The 16,590-nt window shown below is 58.4% G+C and carries 12 protein-coding genes, 2 pseudogenes and 1 riboswitch; of the genes and pseudogenes, 7 read left to right on the forward strand and 7 right to left on the reverse strand.

Annotation, left to right across the window (positions count from 1 at the left end; genetic code table 11):
• Positions 1-270: 270 nt before the first annotated feature.
• Positions 271-900: a DUF1294 domain-containing protein gene (locus tag F8D48_RS10275; RefSeq protein ID WP_151431821.1), complete on the forward strand. Its 630-nt coding sequence runs from the start codon at positions 271-273 to the stop codon at positions 898-900.
• A 169-nt stretch (positions 901-1,069) separates the two neighbouring features.
• On the opposite strand, the gene F8D48_RS10280 is transcribed toward F8D48_RS10275, so the two are convergent.
• Positions 1,070-1,744, reverse strand: a complete 675-nt coding sequence (locus F8D48_RS10280; protein ID WP_151431824.1) for a TetR/AcrR family transcriptional regulator — start codon at positions 1,742-1,744, stop codon at positions 1,070-1,072.
• A gap of 175 nt (positions 1,745-1,919) precedes the next feature.
• Here F8D48_RS10280 and F8D48_RS10285 point away from each other — a divergent pair, with 175 nt between their 5' ends.
• Positions 1,920-2,882: a DUF5692 family protein gene (locus F8D48_RS10285; RefSeq protein WP_151431826.1), complete on the forward strand. Its 963-nt coding sequence runs from the start codon at positions 1,920-1,922 to the stop codon at positions 2,880-2,882.
• 239 nt (positions 2,883-3,121) lie between these two features.
• Here the strand turns inward: F8D48_RS10285 and F8D48_RS10290 are convergent, their stop codons facing one another.
• The 5 genes from F8D48_RS10290 to F8D48_RS10310 form a co-directional block, all read right to left on the reverse strand.
• Positions 3,122-4,288: a Fic family protein gene (locus tag F8D48_RS10290; RefSeq protein ID WP_151431828.1), complete on the reverse strand. Its 1,167-nt coding sequence runs from the start codon at positions 4,286-4,288 to the stop codon at positions 3,122-3,124.
• Positions 4,289-4,541: 253 nt separating this feature from the next.
• Positions 4,542-5,906 carry a HEPN domain-containing protein gene (locus F8D48_RS10295; RefSeq protein ID WP_151431830.1) on the reverse strand — a complete coding sequence of 455 codons (1,365 nt, stop codon included), beginning with the start codon at positions 5,904-5,906 and terminating at the stop codon, positions 4,542-4,544.
• A 476-nt stretch (positions 5,907-6,382) separates the two neighbouring features.
• On the reverse strand, positions 6,383-7,255 hold the full coding sequence (locus F8D48_RS10300; RefSeq protein ID WP_151431832.1) for an ADP-ribosylglycohydrolase family protein: 873 nt from the start codon (positions 7,253-7,255) through the stop codon (positions 6,383-6,385).
• 172 nt (positions 7,256-7,427) lie between these two features.
• Positions 7,428-8,672, reverse strand: coding sequence for an ATP-binding protein (locus F8D48_RS10305; protein WP_151431834.1), 1,245 nt, complete (start codon positions 8,670-8,672; stop codon positions 7,428-7,430).
• 80 nt (positions 8,673-8,752) lie between these two features.
• Positions 8,753-9,064, reverse strand: a complete 312-nt coding sequence (locus F8D48_RS10310; protein ID WP_151431836.1) for a winged helix-turn-helix transcriptional regulator — start codon at positions 9,062-9,064, stop codon at positions 8,753-8,755.
• A gap of 94 nt (positions 9,065-9,158) precedes the next feature.
• Positions 9,159-9,234, forward strand: a riboswitch (adenosylcobalamin-variant (AdoCbl-variant) riboswitch).
• A 1-nt stretch (position 9,235) separates the two neighbouring features.
• Here F8D48_RS10310 and F8D48_RS10315 point away from each other — a divergent pair.
• Positions 9,236-12,946 carry a GLUG motif-containing protein gene (locus F8D48_RS10315; RefSeq protein ID WP_476930994.1) on the forward strand — a complete coding sequence of 1,237 codons (3,711 nt, stop codon included), beginning with the start codon at positions 9,236-9,238 and terminating at the stop codon, positions 12,944-12,946.
• Between the two features lie 54 nt (positions 12,947-13,000).
• Here F8D48_RS10315 and F8D48_RS10320 read toward each other — a convergent pair whose 3' ends face one another.
• Positions 13,001-14,146, reverse strand: coding sequence for a glycosyltransferase (locus tag F8D48_RS10320; RefSeq protein ID WP_151431841.1), 1,146 nt, complete (start codon positions 14,144-14,146; stop codon positions 13,001-13,003).
• A 174-nt stretch (positions 14,147-14,320) separates the two neighbouring features.
• Between F8D48_RS10320 and F8D48_RS10325 the strand changes: the two are divergent.
• The 4 genes and pseudogenes from F8D48_RS10325 to F8D48_RS10340 form a co-directional block, all read left to right on the forward strand.
• Positions 14,321-14,479, forward strand: a pseudogene (locus F8D48_RS10325) (IS3 family transposase); the annotation flags it as partial.
• A 272-nt stretch (positions 14,480-14,751) separates the two neighbouring features.
• Positions 14,752-15,480: a lantibiotic protection ABC transporter ATP-binding protein gene (locus F8D48_RS10330; protein WP_035136943.1), complete on the forward strand. Its 729-nt coding sequence runs from the start codon at positions 14,752-14,754 to the stop codon at positions 15,478-15,480.
• Entirely contained in the window at positions 15,477-16,247 is a 771-nt protein-coding gene (locus tag F8D48_RS10335) for an ABC-2 family transporter permease (protein ID WP_150838821.1), read from the forward strand. The genes F8D48_RS10330 and F8D48_RS10335 overlap by 4 nt, the downstream gene beginning before the upstream one ends.
• Positions 16,247-16,590, forward strand: a pseudogene (locus F8D48_RS10340) (lantibiotic ABC transporter permease); the annotation flags it as partial. The gene F8D48_RS10335 and the pseudogene F8D48_RS10340, both read left to right, overlap by 1 nt.

Below are 16,590 nucleotides of genomic sequence, written 5' to 3' on the forward strand. Positions count from 1 at the left end.
GATCGGACATGGCTCAGCCTCCTAGCATGATTGAATTCGACACTCAAATCATACCGAAGGCCGGAGCCGTGTCTTTTGGTATCTAGACTATGCTGCTGTCAAAGTGCGCAAGAGATTGTACGTTATCCAAAAAGTGTACCGAAACATGTCGCATGCCAACGAGTCAGCACGGGACATGTTTTGTCATCATGCAGTTGGTGCGGGAGTGCGATAACGCAATTGCTGCGCTATGGCAACGGGCATCCAAGCAAAAAACCGCAAGGGGCACCATTGGAGCCATTTCTCATTCACCTGATCGCGATCAATGCGGCGACGTTCGTTGTCTTTTCCATCGATTATCTTCTTTGTCTGAAGTTTCCCGCTCTGGACAACATGGCTGCAAACTCGCTTATCCTTGATATATTCCCCATTGCAGGTGGAGCAGCCGGGATGTTGCTCGCGTTGTTTCTTCTGGGCGGTCTCGGCCGAGGGCACCGCATGAACAAGGACAACATCGCCTGGTGGTTCCTCGCCATCGTTTGCCTTATCGTTTGGGGACTTGTCGCTGCCGCAAAATTCGGGCTGCTCTCGCCGGGCATGGGCATTGACGGCCCGCTCTCGGGATGGGATACGGGCAAGCTCGGGGTGTTGGCCACCTACCTGGCCGTGGTGAACATCGTGACTTTTATCGCCTTCGTCTGGGACAAGCACGTTGCCAAGAACGGCAACGACCCCAGCCGGCGTCTTCCGGAAGCGCGCCTGCTCGCGCTCTGTCTGATCGGCGGCTCCGCAGGCGGACTTGTCGCCATGCACACCGTCCGTCACAAGACGACAAAGTGGTACTTTACTTGGGGCTCGCCGTTCCTCACCGCTCTCGATACCGCAGCGGTTATCTACGTGCATTTAGTTGGCATCATTTAACCGACAAGCCATGCGCGCGAAGTTTTACCTAATCCCCTAAATGAACCCAACCGAGCACACGCACCCGCACGCCTTTCCATTTGGAGCATCGTCCACATGAACGAGCTCGCCAGTTGCAGTGCTTCTGCCGTACAGAATCGGCAGGCTCCCGCCCCAAACATCGCTCATCTCACCCCTCCCCCGGCTCGATCGGCACCATGTCGAGGCGGAGGGTTTGCTCTACCACCTTCATGAGGACGTCGTCTTCTATCTGGGGGTTCACCTTCATCAGACCCACCAAACCGAAAATCACGACGCAGAACATTTCATGCACGAGCTCGATTTCGACCTGATGATAGGCTGCGTATTCCTTCGCGATATGATTCGCCAGGCAGTCCGCCGCCTCGCGCGTGGCGCGCACATCGAAGGCGTCCCTCACGCCCAGCTCCTCGAGCACGGCTATCATCGGGCGCGGCCTTCCCGCCCCGTCGTAGAGCGAGTACCGAAACGTCCGGATGCACTTCTTCAGCGACCCGGGCGTGTCGCCGAAGATTCTCGCCTCGTTCCACACGATCACGCTTTCGACCAAATCTTCCACGTAGTCGTCGATGACCGCCTCGATCACGCCATTGCGGTTCGCGAAGTGGTAGTAGACGAGCTCGCGCGTGACATTCGCCTCCCGCGCAATGGACGCAACGGACGTCGCCCGCACCCCCTGCCGCTCGAAGAGCTTGCGCGCTGCGGCCACAATCGCGCCTGGCGTGTCGGTCAGTCGCCGCGACTCCGCCAGGTCGCGACGCCTTTCCCGCAAGCAACCAGCTGCCTGCAGCGGCGTCATCTTCCCGTAATCGCGCTTGATGGCCATCCTTTGGCTTGCCCCGCCCCTCCTCTTCAAAATGTCCTTCACAAATCATAGCATTTTGTGAAATATCGCAGTTCGGGCATTTGCTAGACTCCAAGCAAATCGGTTCGCGTAAGAACGCACCGCAAGCCGCATCCCCGCTCGCAAGGCACGCGGAGGCACGACGAAAGGAGACCTCATGGGCATCCTCTACCAGGCAGCCGATCCGATCTATTGGGTCATCTGGCTTTTCGTTCTCTTCGCTTTGATGGCCTTTAACGAGCTGGGCCGCGTCAAGCTGTGGTGCGGGCTCGTTCTGTTCGCCCTCGTGCCGATTGCACTCACGCTCTTCGTGTGGCCCGAAACCGCCGCGCCCGGCAACGAATACGGCACGGGCACCTGGTTCAACTGGGTGAAAACCTATTCTGCGCTGGCCGGATGCCTCGGGTTCATAGCGCTACGCTTCGTGAAATGGCGCGGCGCGGACGGCAAGACCCACTACCTCTACGAGAAGCGCTGGGCGCTCTGCTTCCCACCGCTCATTCTGGCAATCAACATCGCCGAGGCGGTCATCCGCGACTTCCAGGTGTTCGGCTTCGCGCTGTGGGAGGGCGGCGTCGTCGAGAACCTCTGGACCATTTCGGGCCCGTGGAATATCATGAACGGCATCGCGGGCATCTTGAACATCATTACGATCTGCGGCTGGTTCGGCATTTTCATCTCGAAGGACCCCTCGAAGGACATGATCTGGCCGGACATGATCTGGGCCTGGGTCATCGCCTACGATCTTTGGAACTTCGCCTACACCTACAACTGCATCTCGGACCACTCCGCCTACTGCGGCCTGGCGCTGCTTCTGGCGTGCACCATCCCGACGTTCTTCATCAAGCGCGGCGCGTGGCTGCAGCACCGGGCGCAGACGCTGGCCCTCTGGATTATGTTCGTGATGACGGTGCCCCAGTTCGCCGACGTGCTCGCCCCCATTCCGACCACGCACAACCCCACGGCGTTCTTCGTGGTAAGCCTGCTCGCGCTCGCGTCGAACGCGGCGCTTGCGGTCTACCAGTTCCACCGCATCCGCAAGCTGAAGCTGAACCCGCTGAAGGACCAGATCTACGCCGACACGAAGGCCTACCAGCGCATCGTGGAGGAGAACAAGTAGGAATACCATCCGCCCCCCGGCATACCCTGTGTTTTCGCCCGAGCCGGCAGCCGCAGCTGTCGGCTCGGACTTTTCTAACGACAGGTTAAAGTCGCTACAGCCCCTGGCCATCATCTAAGGAAAGATTACCGAGATAAAGTATCGTTAGAGGATTGGCAACTGAGCTAACGACGCATGTAGACCGTCAGGCGCTTGGCAGGCGCAACGCCCCGCGAATAAGGCGCTTCCCTCCACGGCGTCTACAACGGATCTCCCCCGCGCCGAAGAATGGCGAGATAATCTTCGTACAGATAGACCCGATATCGCTGCTTGTTAGCCTCAAGCTGTGCCAATATGCCCAGGTCGCAGAAAGCCTTCACCAATTTCACCGCAGTTGTCCTTGAAATCTCGAGTTGCTCTGCCACGAAGTTCACATCGACAATCGGATTGCCCTCAATCAGCTCCAAAAGTCTTTGGCCGTTGCCGGCCGACCGTCCCATTTCCTCGTTGATGAGGGATGCGTTTTTGTTCCTCAGGTTGACAAGCAGCTCCATCGCCCTAACCGCATCCTCGGCGCTTGCCAGCAAGCAGTCGCAGAAGAATTCGACCCATTCTGTGTAGGCGCCGCACTCGCGCACCTTGGTTAGCATGGCGTAGTACTCGCTTCGCCGCAGCTTCAGCTGGTAGGAAGGATAGAACACCGCACCGCTCAGAACGCCATCGTTCATTAGCGAGAGCGTTATCAGGAGCCTTCCGATTCTTCCGTTGCCATCGAGAAACGGATGGATCGTCTCAAACTGATAATGAACGAGCGCCGCTTTCACAATAGGGTCAATTCCATGCTCGTTGTTTACGAATGCCTCCATTTCTGAAAGAGCATCGGCCATATCGTCGACGTTTGGAGGAACGAACGATGCATCGCGCAGAGTGCAGCCAGCTGGACCTATCCAGTTTTGAGAGACTCTCATCTGTCCGGGATCCTTTTCCTGTCCGCGCGTCCCCTCAAGCAGCACTTCATGCGTCTCCTTAAGAAGACGCGCGCAAAGGGGAAGCGTCCGCATCCTTTTCACCGCATACTCAGTCGCCTTAACGTAGGCGACCACGTCGGACACATCTTTGCGAGTAAGTCCGACATTGGACGGGTCGAGAATATCGTCAAACGTGCACTGCGTTCCCTCAATTTGCGCCGACAGCAAGGCTTCCTTGCGAACGTACATCGCCAGATACATCGAAGCATTCGGAACAAATCTGACCATACCTTCAAGCTCGCCAATCTTCCTCGAGCAAGCGCTGAGCAACTTTACAGTGTCGGAGCTAAGCTCCAGGGCGGCCACGTTCGATAGCGGGGTTGGCACGAATGAAGAGTACTCCAGCTCTCCTGTAAGGTTTTTCCTGAGAAAGCCCTGCCCGTTGTTCTCTATTTTCATAGTGCATCCTAACGACACTTTAAAGCTATTAAAGTCTTGTATAGTATTCTAACGACACTTTATCATGAAATTTTGTCGTTAGAAAGCGTCAAACGAGCTAATGACACCTTTAAGCTGCATGGCAAGTGGCCGACGAGAGACGAATCGTTTTACCGAACCCCGTACGCCAATGCGACTGACCACGCTCTTTCACGCTCTTGTTAGTGCCGCGTCGAACAACACTAGATCATTCACCCAAAATTTCTAGTTTGCGCTAACTCATCGCCTTTAACAAGCGCACTGCATCACCGTCAGGAATCCCAACCCGTAGCAGACGCATGATAAAGACGAGATTGATCAGCAGTTTATATTCTTCTCTTATGTCTCCCAAATCATAGCGAGGCTTATTTCCATGCGCTATATCATTACGCATCGTGGTTATCTTTTTGCCGAGTCGAGCATTCTTCCCGTTGACAGAGCTTTTCTCGAAGATGACATCGCAAACCGTCTGAGGTAGTTTTTTGCATGCATACCGGATGCGCGCCTCCAAGCTATCGTCTTCCACCCTATCGCTTAATCTTTTTAATATACGTTTAGAATCGCTCGGCAACTCTTCGGCCGCATCCAATATCGCCTTTCTCGCCCTATCGTATACTCTTTGAGTACCCACCCCATGCTTTATGCCTTCGGGGAATACTTCCCGAAATTCATGCTCGAAAGAGGACGTCAGTTCGATTACCTTTGGAAGAGTAATCAATTGCGAGTCCTCTCTGCTTTCAGACAGGGCCTTCCCCTCAAGCATTTCGCTGTCGAACGCAGAAACGAGCGCGCTGAAGTGATTTCCGATATTATGTGCTCTGACAAACGCGACGTCTCTCCTGTCATACTCATCGGGAACGTACGTTTTTCCATGGAGCGCCGTGAACTCTCCGGCCGTTTCCCACCCCTCGGAAGTATCGCGACAAAGGCTCACTTCGAAGTCTACGTTTCCCCTGCCCAAGCAAAATCTCAGCGCAGAAGCCACTGAGATGTAGATACGCTTCATTCGATCATAGTCCAACGCATCGTTATCTACGCTTATACAAGATTTGAATTGTATGTTACGGCGAAAATCATAGACCCAGAAGGCCTCGGCCGAAATCGCGACGCTTTTGCCAGCGATTGTCGCTGTCCCAAGATCGATGACGTTCTCTTCGCATGTTGTCGCTGTAACGACATAGCGACCTTTGGAAATATCCGTCTCAAGGTTTGTCATCGGGCAGAAAGAGTCGACACACTCGCCTTCAAACCGCATTCGGCCAATATCGCCCAACCCTACTTCGCCGTACAGAATCCAATAAGCGACAACTCCCAAAGCTACACTATGTTCTCTAATTACCGATCGGCACGAAATATGAAAGGCCGCATACTCATCCGACGGCTTAACACGACCCTCCACGATTCCCTTGATCTCATTCGTCGTTTCACTCGCATCAGAGAATAGAGCTTCCATCAATTGAGTCGGATCCAGACGATTGTCGAAATAAACGGTAAGGGTCTTCCCGTCAAAACAAAAGTGCATACCTTCCTGAATGTACCGGTTCTCCATGGAGAACCGCGTTAGAACGCCATATATTGGAGGATCGATTCTCTTCTTCATAGTTCGTTTAACCCCTCGTGCTAGAACGAACACCCTGCTCTCACTCCCCGGAACCGAGAGAAGTTTGGCGTCAAATACATCTCTACTCGTCTGGACAATTCTATCAAATCCTTAGAGTTTCAGCAGGAGCAGAAGCCGAACAGCATCATTTTGTACTCGCATATTTCCTCTATTTGCCAACGAGCTTCAGGGGTTGAATTCACCGCCATCAGAAAACCCAGCATGGGTTGGACTTTCTGATACTCTGAAATTCGAGTGAGTACACGCAACTGAGTACACTTCAGAGAAGAACTCCATGGCGCTCTTGGTGCGCTCGCGTCGAACATGACGCTTGTGGCCTACCAGCTCCACTGCATCCGCAAGCTGAAGCTGAACTCGTTGAAGGACCAGATCTACACCGACACGAAGATCCACCAGCGCATCATGGAGGAAAGCAAGTAGGAAGAGAAGCGCCGTCGGCTGCGCGGACGCGAAACTTACGTGAGACACCGCTCGATAACCTCTTTCCCGCGGAGCTGGCCCAGCCATTGCCGGGGAATAGAATCGTAGCCGTAGAGGGCGGCTACCAGCGCACCGGCGACGCAGGCGGTGGTGTCGGAGTCGCCGCCCAGGTTCACCGCCTCCGTCACGCATTCCTCGTAGCTGCCGGTGTTGCACGCGCACCAGAGCGCGGCGCCCAAGGTGTCCAGGACGTAGCCCGTCGAGCGTATCTCGTCGCGGGGCAGCTTCTGGATGCCGTCCAGGAAAGCGAAGCGCTCGTCGCCGGGGATGTTGCGCCCGATGGCCTCTTCCAGCCCCTCCCCTTCCAGCGCGTCCCTTAGAACGCGCACGAAGAAAACGCAGGACTCCGTGGATATCGGATGGGCGTGCGTGATGGCCGACACCGCCCTGACCTCGTTGTCGGTCGCGTCCGTAAGGGCCAGCGGCGCGATGCGCATGAGAGACCCGTTGCCGTTGGAGCGCTCGCCGTCACAGCCGAACCCCTGGAGGAGCGCGGTGGCGGTGGCGTTGCCGACCCCGAAGGCGCGACCGTCAGCGGTGTACGTGCCCTCGTAGAGCCACGCCCTGAAGCGGCGGCGCATGTCGTCGACATCGATGCCGCCGCAAGCCCCGACGCTGTCGCAGGTCGCAAGTAGCAGCGACGTGTCGTCCGAGAACGTGCCCGCAGGCATCCCGTGCGCTCCCCCGCCGACCATACCCTCGCATGCGAAGGTGCCGCGCTCCATGCACTCGTAGGGCACCCCAAGCGCATCGCCCACAGCGGCCCCGTACACGATAGCCCTGAGGGCTTTCGAGTCACGGATCTCATGAGCTGGCGCCGCCGGATGGTTGCATTCCCGAAGAATCATTTCACGCTCCCTGGTAGAATGACTTTCCAGAACGTCCAAGACATCATCTCTCGTCCAAGACATCAAATCAAGTAGCGTATCGATGCACAGCCGCGGGGAAACCACAACGAAGCGCCCCTCGGAAGAGCGGCCCTACCATGGCGCTTGCGAGACACAGCGACCGGCAGCGACCTCAGCCCAAGCGGAGCAATGATTCGTCACGCAGAAAATCAATCAGTCTCACATGGGTGATACCATTCCTGCTCGCGACAACAGGATCCATCGAGACCACGTACTTGGGGTAGCTATCACCGATGGCCTCCAGCGCTCCGAACTCGCGTTCAATCGTTGCCTCACTGGCCATCACGTAGGCGACCTGAACGTAGCAACGGCGCCCGTCTCTTTCAACAACGAAATCTATCTCGCTCTTGTGCAGCTTTCCCACATACACTTGCATACCGCGCGAGATCAGCTCGTTGTAGACTACCGTCTCAACGACGCAGTTCCACTCATCTTTGACTCGGTTCTTCCGAAGATGGAACAATCCGAGATCGCACACATACTCTTTAGCCTCGAATCGCAGTTTCTTCTTTCCGCGGATATCGTAGCGCTCCGCTCTTCCCACAACGTAGGCCTCTTCGATGTAGCGAATGAGGTCGTAAACCGTTGGCGCGGACACCTTCCGAACCGAGTCGGTTAGCTCGACGGCGATGTTGTTGCCCGACACCGTCGATGACGAGTTGGCAATCAGATAATCAAGCACGTTTTCAAGGGTTGTTGCGGAGGATACCTTGTTGCGCTGAATGATGTCTCGGAGCACGATGGAGTTGTACAGATTGTCGAGAACCACACGCCGCGACTCGGCCAGCTCCTGCCCGCATACCAAGGGGAAGCCTCCCCATGTCAGGTACTCATCCAAGAGCATCGATTCATCCAAATGTCCTTCGGAAGTCTCCGAATGAAGTTGACCTTCTTTGAAACAGCAGAACTCTCGGAAGTTGAACGGCATCACATGGAACGACACCGTGCGACCACCCAAGCGCGTTGCAAGCTCACCCGATAGCAGCTTCGAGTTTGAACCCGTCAAAAAGATGCTAACGTTGTCGGTCGTATTGAACGAATTAACCACGAGCTCGAAATCGCGCACATTCTGAATCTCATCAAAAAGCAGGTAGGTTTTACGCTCGTCAGAGAGCTTCGGCTTGATGAAGCGGTAGAGTTTGTCGGGATCGGTGAGTTCGCGATTAGCGTAGTCGTCGAAATCGACGAACACCAGCGTGTCCGGTTCCGTAGAATCGAAATGCTCCGCACGGATTTCGTCCGCTATTTGCCTCAGCAAGACGGATTTGCCGCAACGCCTCACCCCGGTAATGACTTTAATCAACTCAGAGTCGTAGAACGGACGAATCCTTTCGAGATATTGCGTTCGCAGAATCATTCCGGGTTCCTTTCGATAGAATTAAATCTGCTTAATTCTATCATTCCTATCTGATATAGCATTAAGTATATTTAATTCTTTTATTGTCTATTTTGATTCGGAAGCGAGTGCTCGACCTTGGGAGGGATCTGCGGATACACCTTGCGACGGACCAACTCATCCCCTTCCAACTCCTTGAGGTTCTGGGGGAGCGTCTTGTCTGAGATCTTCCCGAGGTAGCGCTTCAGCTCGTTGAACCTAACCGGCTGGTACCCCATAAGGCAGTACAGGATCACCATCTTGCGCTTGCCGGAGATGAGAGAGAGCGTGTAGCTGTACTCGAAGACGTCAAGAGCGAGGCTTACAAGCCACTTCCGACTACTGTGTTGGAGTAGCCCTGGGATAATATTCATACTAGCGCACCCTTTAATCGATAGCCTATAATGTGATTGTTGTTTTGGCATTGATGGAGTGCGCCCGCATGCAGGGGGTACGGAGCTGCCGCACATGCTGCAGCTCTGAGTGGGAATGGAGGTGAGAATCCTCCGCTATACCAGTAACCGTAAACGCCGAAAAGCAGCATCTTGGGCGATGTAATCCTCCAGATTGCCATTTCGTCCTCGCCGGGCACGGTGGCTGCTTTGATGAGGCAAAGTCGGAACACCTCTCCATCGCACGATAGCCCTGGGAAAGAGGTGCCGATCATGTCCGGCTCTAAGTTCGTTTGCGCATTTTTGTCCCTTCTGCTCTGTTTCTCGTTCACGCCTACCTCTGTATTTGCACAAGATACGGTTGCGGAAACCTCTCCTAACCTTTCTGAATCAACTGGAGCACCAGCTTCACCAGATGAGGTGGCAGGCTCTGCTGAGGCCGATGAGCCTACGGAACCTCCCCTTCCTGCCGCTCCGGAGCAGCCCATTTCGCCTGTGGACGGAGCGCTCGATGACTCTGGCGCCGATGAGAAGTCGTACGAATCGGTTGAAGCCGAAGATGAGCCCACAAGCGTCAGCGAGGCTCAAGAGCTCATTCAGCCTCAGGACGATCTTGCGGGCAGTGGCACGGAAGCTGACCCCTTTCTCGTCGGCTCCGTGGAAGACCTGGAGCTGCTACGCGGCATCATGAACGGCAACCCTGGCGTCCACGTGAAGATGACGTCTGACATCTCCGTTGGCGAGTGGGAGCCCTTCTATCCATCAAGCGGCTATATCACTGAAGCGTTCAGCGGTGTGTTCGATGGCTGCGGCCATAGCATCACGAACTTGAGCGTGAATCGTACTACTACGAACGTTGGCTTCTTCGGCGGTATCAACGGTGCCACCATCAAGAACCTTCATGTGAGCGGCACAGTGTCTTCCACCAAAGCCTATGTCGGCGGTATCGTAGGCAAAGTGCAGCAGAGCTCGCTCACCGGATGCAGCTTCTCAGGAAGCGTCTCGACAGGCGCCAAAGGAAGCACAGCCTACGCAGGCGGTCTGGTTGGCTACGCTGGCAACAGCGCCTCGCAGTCCGCCTCGTTCTCGAGCTGCTCCAATGCTGGTTCCGTGTCGGGCGGCGTTGCGGGAGGCATCGTCGGGTATGCGAAGTACACCACCATCGAGAACTCCTACAACACCGGTTCCGTGACTGGAACCAGTCGTGCAGGCGGCATCTGCGGCCAGCTGCAGAACAACGGAAGTATCGAGCGCTGCTACAGCACCGGCACCATTTCGGGCTCAGACACCGCAAGCGACATCGTCGACTTCCTCTACGGCTCATCCACCATCAAAACATGCGGCTATGTCACGCGCATATCAGGCGCGGGCACGGGCACAGTCGAGAGAGAAAGCTGCGTGCAGTCGGACGACCCCGCCTACCTTCATAGCGTCATCATCGGCGGCACGGCACCCGGCCCCGTCGATCCCGATGATCCTGATCCCACGCCCGGCCCCAGTCCTGACGAGCCCAACCCCGACGTTCCGCCCGCAACCGACAAGACACTTGACGAGATAGCCTCATCACTCTCGACGCTCTACCCCGAGTTCGGCAAGGACGCCAACGTCGTCGATATGATCCATGCGGAGCACCCGAATATCACGGTCGCCCTGAAATCCATCGAGAAGACGAACGGCACCGACAACTGCTCCGCCATCGACCAAGAAGGCAACATCACCTACTTCTACGCAGACCCCGACGGCTTCCGCGCGCAATGGTTCGGCTCCTACCGCATCACTATCGACCTTTCCTTAGCCGGAGCCACCGTTCAGAAGACTGTTCCCGTCATCGTCTATTGGAACGCTCAGAAGGTCAAAGCCATGCTGGCGGCAGACGTTCTCTCGCAGGTCGACCTTGGCGACACCACCAACGTGAGCACCGACCTTTCACTTCCCAAGGTTGCAAGCGGAAAGCTTTGGGCTCAGATCACATGGACTTCCTCCGACCCATCCGTCATCTCCGTATCCAGCGAGAACCAGGGCACGGCCGACACGCTGTTCGCCCCGTACGTCGGCAAGGTGAAGTGCGGAGAAACGCCGAAGGACGTGACGCTAACCGCTAAGGTCGTCTTCCAGCGCACGGCAATGGGTGAACCCGAGATCGCAGTCGAGCAGACCTTCCCCGTGCATGTCGACTCGCTGGACGGCGCAAGGGCACAGCAGATCAAAAGCGAGCTTATGGCAAAGCTCGACGCCGGCTTCGCCAAGGCAGGCCTGCGCGATAGCGTCACCGGCGTACGACTTCAGCCCGATGCCGGCGGCATCTACACTGTCGAGAACGACATCCAGCTTCCCACGACGGCCGATTTCGGCGTGGACGGCAAGTACTACCCCGTTACGCTTGCAAGCAGCGACGGCACGCTATTGACCGTACCCGACGTGCGCAACAGCGCCCGAGTCTCCGTGCTTCGCCCCATGGGCACGGGCAGCCTCGCCCGCAGCGCGAACATGGAAGGCCTCGTGACGCTTTCCGTTTCCCTTTCCGACAAAGACACCGGCGTCAAGGCGACCAAGGATTTCACCATCCGCGTGAAGCCCATCGAGCTTTCCGACCTCGCTTCGGAATTCGATCTCATGGAGCAGGCAAAGCAGCATTACTTCGACGGCCTCAACGCAGGTGCAAACCCATCCGCAAACGAGGTCACCGTTAACCTATCTCCGTTTTTCGAGGTATACGCCGACGACAACGGGGAGCTCGTATGGGTCCGCGACAGCGCACAAGAGAAGAACACGGGCATCGTGCCCGTGGCGCAGGACGGCTGGGAAGAGCTGGAGCTGTGGCGTCTGTTCAAGTCCTCGAATGCGAAAGTGGTGTCGCACGAGAACCTGCTGGTGACCCGCCAGGCCGAGCCGAAGGCGGTCACCATCAAAAGTGTGCTTTCCCACAAGGTATACGGAAAGTACGGCAAGCTTTACGCGGAAGATCCCATAACCTACGCGCAGTACAAGGACCTCGCGGCTCTATACAATCAGGAAGTGAGCGCGGAGATACTCGTGCGCGGAACGAGCAACCCACTTATGGCGATGGCGCGTAGGGCACCGGTCGATGTGAACTTCGCTGTGACCGACGGATCGCGCGTTCTGTACTCAGGCAAATACAAGCAGTTGCCCGAAGGCACAACGGCATGGGATGTGTTCAAGCAGATGGTTCCTGCGGGCAACTACCAGCACAAAGGCAGCTATGTGAGCTCCATCACCGGACCGGACGGCACCGTGCTCGCAGAGAAGAGTCGCGGCCCGAATTCCGGCTGGCTGTATTCAGTGAACGGGACGACGCCTAGCGTGGGTTTGGCCGGTTACACGCTGGAGGATGGCGACAAGCTGGTACTGTTCTTCACCGATGACGGATCTGCTTACGGACATTGGGAGTGGCCTAGTGTTGATGGCTCGCCCTCCGAGGGCTCGCAGGGCTCCGGCACATCGAGCCCCGCCCCCGAGGGCTCGCAGGGCTCCGGCACATCGAGCACTGCCCCTGAGGGCTCGCAGGGCTCCGGCACATCGAGCACTGAACAGCCTGGGTACGAGCCCGATACCCCGGACGCTTTCGAGCTTGTCAATTGGGTGAAGGCTCCTGGAGTGAAAGAGGGTGACCAAGTGCTCATCACCTCTTCTGATGGAACCTCCCGAATCGCACAGCCACTCGTCGTGTTTGAAGACGCTTATGTTCCTTTAGCATCTGGCGAGTCATACGAAATCGTGGAAGCGAATTTGGAAACAGCAGAAGCAGAGTGGTGGCATTTCTACTTGGTTGTTTTGATCATTGCCATTATCGGGATCGGGACTACCGCTGTGGTTAGGCTCTGGAAGAAAGGCAAGCGAAGCTAGCGACGACAGAAAGACGGGGGAACTGCAAGGCTCCGCAGAGAAGTGCGCCTGCGGCTAACTTCGGACTTCTTCCCCATAGGCTGAAAGGTCGTCGGCAATGGCCTCTTCCAGCATCGCAGCGAAGCGTTCGGCGCACTTTTCCACATGATCGCCCATGCCCTCTGCAGCATAACGCGGGCTCCATTCCGCGATCTTCTCGGGATGATCGAGCCACCAGTCAATGAGCTCGGCAAGGCGCTCGTCGTCACCAGCTTCGAATAGGCTCTCCCTACAGAGAGCGAACTGAGAGGGCGCGCTCATCTCGGCCTCGGCGATGATCGGGACGCAGCCGCAGGCGAGAGCCTCCAATACGCTCATGGCCTCGATGTCCGCAATCGACGCATGGATGTACAAAGGACACGCTCGCTCCAGGGCGATCAGGTCGTCGATGGACCGATACTCGAAGATAGGAGGATGGGGCAGGCGGCTCCCTTCGTGCTCAAGTCCGTGCTTAAGCGGGCCCTTGCCACAGATATGCAGCCGGATCTGATCCCTATGGGAGCAACGGTCGATGGCGCGGATGATGGTCGCCTGGTCCTTCTCGTGAGAGAGACGACCGACGGTGACGATATGGACAAGGCCATCATTGAAGCCCTCGCCCTCTCCCGGGCAGAACGCCTTGGGCACGCCATCGGATATGACATGGAGTTGGCTCCGGTAGCCATGCTTACGCAGCTGGTTGGCGATCATCTGGCTCGGACAATGGATATGGCGGATGTCGCCGTAGAGCCAGTCGCGAAACAGCCTGTAGATGGCATCGCAAACCAAGGGCGCTGCCCCCAGGTTCGCGTTGTAGGTGACGTTCTCCGGCTGCAAGCGGAATGCCGCCGTCACCGGCACACCGTGGGCTCGCCCCCAATCGCGAGCCGCCTGGCCTAAGGCGAAGGGGAGGAAGATATGGATGACGTCAACATCGGCGAATGCTTCATCGAAGACCGCCTCGTCAGGCTGCGCGAAGTGGAAATCGAGCCCCTCGGCAACCGGAGTCACGACGGGGATGTGATGCTCAGGCACATCGAAGCTGTCGGGGCCATCCGCGCCAAAGGCCACGCAGATGACCTCATGGCCTTGCTCACGCAGGGCATCCGCATAGCGCAACGCCGTAGAGGATGTGCCATTGGAGCGGACGGGCATATCGTCCATCACGAGCGCGATGCGCATGTCTGCTCCTTCGTCGAATCATATTCTTCAAGTCTCATTGTGACAGGATAGCCGGCAGAGCGCGAGATATATAATAAGCGGCGCGCACAAGCGCGAGAAGGTCGAGCCGAATTCCCCAAGATTCCCCTCTCCCATTTGCACCGTTCCTCTTGTTTTTCACAAGCCTAAAGCTTCGAGTTCTTTTACGGGCGCGACTGGAAGGGTTGGTCCATCGGTCGCTTCATAGAAGCGCTCTGTGACTACATCGAGTGGTACAACAAGGATCGGATAAAGCTATCATTGGGAGGAATGAGTCCGGCGCAATACAGACGCTCGCTCGGGCTTGCGGCATAGGACGTTTTGGGTTGGAAAAACGTCAGCATCCCCAAATGTCGACTTTGCTATTGCCAAACACACTTATTGCGTGCCGCGGGCACCTCCGTCCATATTATCGCGATAAACATACCATGAGTGGCGTACGGGTCGAGAAGGGCTGGCGCCAAAAGAACCCAACGGCCGTTACGGCTTCGTTAGAAACGCGCCCCACCATGGATGGTGAACCCGAAAGGCAAGGCGCGCGGGCACGGCAACTCGGCCCGCGCGCCCGGAAGAGAAAGGACGAACCCATGGGTTACATGCTCGAGACGCGCGGGCTCACCAAGCGCTTCGGCCGCGGCGACCAGGCGCAGGACGCCGTGGCCGACGTGAGCCTTCATATCCGCGAGGGCGAGGTGTACGGGCTGCTCGGCCCCAACGGCGCCGGCAAGTCGACAACGCTCAAGATGATCTGCGGGATGCTGCGGCCGACGGCCGGGGAGATCCTCTTTGCCGGGCACGCCTGGCGCCGCGAGGACCTCTACGCAATCGGCAGCCTCATCGAGGAGGCGCCGCTCTACCCCAACCTCACCGCGCGCGAGAACCTGCGCGTGCGCACCACGCTGCTGGGCCTTCCCGAGAGCCGCGTAGATGAGGTGCTCGCCGCCGTGGACCTCGCGGACACCGGGAAGAAGCGCGCCGGGCGCTTCTCGATGGGCATGCGGCAGCGCCTGGGGCTCGCGCTGGCGCTGATCGCCCGGCCACGCCTGCTCGTGCTCGACGAGCCCACCAACGGCCTCGACCCCATCGGCATCGAGGAGCTGCGCGACCAGATCCGCGGCTTCGCGGCGGCGGGCACGACGGTGATCGTCTCGAGCCACATCCTCTCCGAGGTGCAGCAGATGGCGGACACCATCGGCATCATCTACGGGGGGCGCCTCGCCTACGAGGATGCGCTTCGGCCCGGGCAGGACCTCGAGGAACTCTTCATGAGCGTCTGCCGGGAGGGGCGACGAGCGCGCGGGGAGGTGGCGGCATGACGGGCGAGAAAGGCGGCCTGCTCGCGGGCCTGCGTGCCGAGGCCCTGAAGTCGCGCCACGCGGCACCGGTTCGCCTGGCCGTGCTCATGGCGCTGCCGATGCCGCTGCTCGGCGCGATGCCCTACCGGGGCGTGCAGATCTTCAGCGCGTGGAACTACTGGTACGCGCTCTTCCTGCCCGTGGCTCTCTCGCTCGTGGTGGCGTGCGTCGCGCGGGCGGACGCGCGCACGCGGATGCGGGGGCTTCTAGGCCTGGGCTTCCCGCTCGGGCGCGCCTGGTGGGCCAAGGCGCTCTGGTGCCTCGCGCTCTGCACGCTCTCGAACCTCGTGGTCTTCGGCATCTACCTCGCGGGCTCGGCGTTCTCCTCGCAGGGCCTCACGGCCGCGGGCACGCTCACGATGCTCCTCTGCGCGCTCGCCAACACGGTGACCGCGGCGTGGATGATCCCCGCAGGGCTCTTCCTCACGGCGCGGCTCGGCATGCTCGCGGGCATCTTCTGCCCGCTCGCTGCGCAGCTCATGGGTGGGTTCGCCTGGTCGCTGATGCCGCTGCCGCAGCTCTTTCCGCCGTCGGCGAGCATGGTCATCCCCACGAGCTTCATCCCCGTGCTGCCGAGCGGCGAGCCACTCGCGGCGGACATGGCGCTCGGCGGGGCGCTCACGGCGGACGGCATGCTCACACTGGCGGGCCTTGCGGTCTGCGCGCTCGCGTTCGCCGCGCTCACGGCGGCGGGCGCGGCCTGGTTCGCGCGCTCCGAGGAGAGGTGATGGCCATGGCACGACTCTCCGACCCGACGCCGCGCATGACTCTCCCGCGGGCCCTGCTCTCCGAGGCCCTGCGCCTGGCGCGCTCCCCGCTCACGGCGGTGCACCTCGTCTGCGGCCTGGCAGCCGGTCTTGCCTGCGGCGAGTACTTCTCCGTAGCCCGATGGGACCCGGCGCTGGGCGCGGACGCCTACGCCCAGTTCCTCGGCGCCCTCATGCCGCTCATGTCCGCCATCGTCTGCGGGCTCGCCGTGGACGAGGAGCGCGCTGCCGGGCGCCTCGCCAACCTCACGGCGGTCCCCTCGCGCGGGCGCGCCGTCGCGGCGAAGCTGCTCGCCCTTGCGGC

The sequence above is a fragment of the Adlercreutzia muris genome, from assembly GCF_008831045.1.
Lineage (GTDB): Bacteria > Actinomycetota > Coriobacteriia > Coriobacteriales > Eggerthellaceae > Adlercreutzia > Adlercreutzia muris.